We start from the raw sequence: 3,610 nt of genomic DNA on the forward strand, positions 1-3,610 counted from the left end.
ATGAGGAACAGCTGCACCAAAAGTGGCGTACCCCGGAAGATCCAGACATAGAAGCGCACAAGCGCGACCAGCGGCTTGGGGCCGAACAGCCGGGCGAGTGCAGCACCCAACCCAACGGCCAGCCCCAAGGCGAAGGACAACAGCGTCAGCGGCACGGTGAAGATCAGCGCCGCCCACAGCAGCGAAGGCAGCGACTCCAGCATCAGTTGCAGCCAGTGCGGCACGTATGACCCTCCAGATTGGTCGAAGCAGCTTGGTCAAGGCGAGAATGCGTCTGCCATATCACGACAAAAGCGGCGGGCCGTCAAAGACGGCTCGCCGCTCTATGTGTCTCATGGCCGCGGAGCGGCTCGCCTCGTAGATTACTTCGAAACATCCTGGCCGAAATAGGTGTCGGCGATCTTCTTATAGGTGCCGTCGGCCTTGATGTCGGCCAGCGCCTTGTTGATCGCGGCGACCAGCTCCGGATCGCCCTTGCGCACGATGACGCCGGAATAGTCGGCGTTTTCCTCTTGCGCGGCAATCTTCACATTGGCGTCGGGCTTGTGCTTCTTGAAGTCGAGGAACGACAGGCTGTCATTGATCGTGGCGTCGGCGCGGCCGGTCAGAAGCAGCTGGATCGACTGGTCGAAGCCATCGGTGCCGACCAGTTCAGCGCCGTTCGTTTCGGCCAGCTTGCCGAAATTCGAGGTCAACGACTGCGCCGACTTCTTGCCCTTGAGATCGGCGAAGCTCTTGATGTCGGTGTTGTCGCCGCGCACGATCAGCACCGCCTTGGAGGCGATGTAGGGATCGGAGAAGTCGTACTTGGCTTTGCGGGCATCGGTGATGCCCACCTGATTGATGACGGCGTCGTAGCGATTGGCGTCGAGGCCGGCGATCAGTCCATCCCACTTGCCTTCGAGGAATTCGGCCTGGACACCAAGCTTCTCGGCAATCGCCTTGGCGATTTCGACGTCGAAGCCGACCAGTGCACCGGACGTGTCATGGTAGGTGAACGGCGCATAGGTGCCTTCCGTGCCGATCTTGATGACACCGGCGTGCTTGATCTGGTCGAGATTGGGGCCGGCATGACCTGAAGCGACAGCCAGGGCCTGCAGCGTTCCGGCGATAATGAGCGACTTGAGCCATTTCATTTTTCTGTGATCCCGTCCTTGGCCGGCTGGCCGGCATATTTGTGAGCGCTGGAAACTGACAGATGCAAGCCGAAAAAATAAGGAACAGGATTTCAAAAACGGCGGGTTTATGAAACCATATTCTCTAAACGGCACTTTCCACTCGTGATCGCTGCCATCTCAGACCTTCTGAGAATCCTTCAGGCAACACAATCGCGCCGCCGCGGTCGCGGAACCTTTCCCGCGCATGGCAGTTCTGGCTGTTCTAGGGCACGACGCCGGCATTTCAACCCGGGCGGCAGCCAACTTTGCAAAGTCATTCGCACCACCCAGGGAGCGCCTCATGATGGAAGACACGGCAGGACGGATCATGGTCCGCGCGGCAATGAAGGCTCCCTACCTCGAGCGTGACGAAGAGCATCGGCTTGCATTGCTCTGGAAAGAGGACAACGACCAGAACGCGCTGCACTCAATCACCGTCGCCCATATGCGGCTGGTCATTTCCATGGCCTCCAAGTTCCGCCATTACGGCCTGCCGCTCGGCGATCTGGTCCAGGAGGGTCATGTCGGATTGCTCGAGGCCGCCGCCCGCTTCGAGCCGGAGCGCGAGGTGCGGTTCTCGACCTATGCGACATGGTGGATCCGCGCCTCGATGCAGGACTATATCCTGCGCAACTGGTCTATCGTGCGTGGTGGCACCAGCTCGGCTCAGAAGGCGCTGTTCTTCAACCTGCGACGCCTGCGCGCGCGGTTGGCGAATGGCACGGAGCCGCTCTCCAACGCCACGCTCTATCGCGAAGTGTCGGAGGCGCTTGGCGTCTCCGAAGCCGATGTGGCGATGATGGATTCGCGGCTCTCGGCGCCCGACTCCTCGCTCAACATGCCTATTGCCGACGATGCGGGTTCGACCGAGCGCATGGATTTCCTGATTTCGGACGATCCGCTGCCCGACGAGATCGTCGGCGACAAGATCGATGTCGCGCGCCGCTCGCTCTGGCTGAGGGAGGCGCTTCGCGCGCTCAACGCACGGGAGCTGAGGATCATCGAGGAACGGCGGCTGAACGACGAGGGCGCGACACTCGAAGCGCTCGGCGAAACCCTCGGCATCTCCAAGGAACGCGTCCGCCAGATCGAGGCCCGCGCCATGGAAAAGCTCAAGGTCGCATTGGTGAAGCAGAATCCGGAGTTCATGGCGACTGCCGCCTGAACGGCGGCAGGCGTCCAGCGGCGCCTACTTGTCGGTGACGATCTTGACCTTGTCGCCGGCCGAAACCGCGGCACCGGGCGACAGCGCGTTGAGGACGCGGAACAGGTCGAGCTTGCGGTCAACGCCGACCATCTGCGCCGAAAGCGAACCCATCGTCTGCCCAGGCTGGACGGTGACGACGCGGATGTGCAGCGGCTTCAGCGCCGCCTTTTCGGCAGCACTCAGAATCCGGAACGAGCCGCTTACCGAACGGGCGATCGTGTCCAGAGACGTGCTGGCGGAAGGGGCCGCGGTCAGCAGCCGGTAGACTTGGCCGCCAGCGCGGATCACCGCTATGTCGAATTGCCAGCCTTCGGCGCCGGCATGCGCGGTCGCCGCCTCATTGCCGTTGATGGTTTCCTGCTTGACGCTGCTGTCGACGAGACCAGCCACCCAGCCGCTGCGGATATAGTCCGTCAGCGCCCGGTTCTTGTCGATAGAGACGCCATCGAAACGGATCGCTATGTCGCCGGGGCCGGTGGCCGTCACCGCTGCCGCCGAATTGTCGATGATGAAGCCGTCCGGCACCGTGAACGACACGCCAAGGCCCGGGTGCAGGAAGGTTTCGCCGCGCACATAGCCTTCCTCAGGCGTGTCGCCATAGAGCAGGCCGTCTATGCCGGCGAGGAAGGAATCGCGGTCGCGCGTGCCGACGCCCGGCGCGCCGAACTGGCGAGCATGGCGCTGCGCCAGATCGATGCGCTGCGGCGTGTTGGGGTGCGTGGCCAGGAAGTCCAGGCTGGCGTCGGTGGCGCCGCTGATCGAGCGGAAATCGGTATAGGCCGACATCGATTGAAGGAAGCGGCCTGCGGCGAAAGGATCGTAGCCGGCCTCGCCGATCGACTTGATGCCGATGGCGTCGGCTTCCAGCTCCTGGTTGCGCGAAAATTGCGCCAGCCTCAGCTTGCCGCGGATCAACGCCGCCTTGGCGGTCGGGCTGTCGCCGAGCACATCGGAAACCACCTTGGTCGCCAGGCCTTCCTCTGCCTCGAGCTGTTGGCGCTGCAGGCCGTGATTGGCAGTGACGTGGCCCATCTCATGCGCGATGACAGCGGCAAGCTCGGCCGAATCATTGGCCAGCGCCAGGAGGCCGCGGGTGATGTAGAGATAACCGCCCGGCAGCGCGAATGCGTTGACGTTGGGCGAATTTAGAATGGTGATGCGATAGGTCTGTGTCGGGTTGGCGGACACCACCGTCAAACTACCGACCACCTTGGCGACCATTCGCTCGAGCTTGGGGTCGGAATAT

Annotated in this window: 4 protein-coding genes; 1 reads left to right on the plus strand and 3 read right to left on the minus strand. The window is 62.5% G+C overall.

Annotated elements, in window-relative coordinates:
• Nucleotides 1–224 (minus strand): ABC transporter permease subunit (locus EN964_RS28795; RefSeq protein ID WP_164776056.1); only part of this gene is annotated, 224 nt, incomplete at its 3' end.
• Between the two features lie 138 nt (nt 225–362).
• Nucleotides 363–1,136, minus strand: a complete 774-nt coding sequence (locus EN964_RS28800; protein WP_127267251.1) for an amino acid ABC transporter substrate-binding protein — start codon at nt 1,134–1,136, stop codon at nt 363–365.
• Nucleotides 1,137–1,458: 322 nt separating this feature from the next.
• Here EN964_RS28800 and EN964_RS28805 point away from each other — a divergent pair, with 322 nt between their 5' ends.
• Nucleotides 1,459–2,322 (plus strand): RNA polymerase factor sigma-32, encoded by an 864-nt coding sequence (locus EN964_RS28805; RefSeq protein WP_023814301.1) that lies wholly within the window; start codon nt 1,459–1,461, stop codon nt 2,320–2,322.
• Between the two features lie 24 nt (nt 2,323–2,346).
• On the opposite strand, the gene EN964_RS28810 is transcribed toward EN964_RS28805, so the two are convergent.
• On the minus strand, nt 2,347–3,610 hold a 1,264-nt coding region (locus EN964_RS28810), incomplete at its 5' end, for a M48 family metalloprotease (protein WP_127277027.1).

Origin of the sequence: Mesorhizobium sp. M7A.F.Ca.CA.001.10.2.1, from assembly GCF_003998575.1 — a bacterium.
GTDB lineage: Bacteria > Pseudomonadota > Alphaproteobacteria > Rhizobiales > Rhizobiaceae > Mesorhizobium.

Excerpts from the sequence above, each read along its gene's own strand:
- EN964_RS28800 (WP_127267251.1), bottom strand. The coding sequence starts at position 1,136 with ATGAAATGGCTCAAGTCGCTCATTATCGCCGGAACGCTGCAGGCCCTG.
- EN964_RS28805 (WP_023814301.1), top strand. The coding sequence starts at position 1,459 with ATGATGGAAGACACGGCAGGACGGATCATGGTCCGCGCGGCAATGAAG.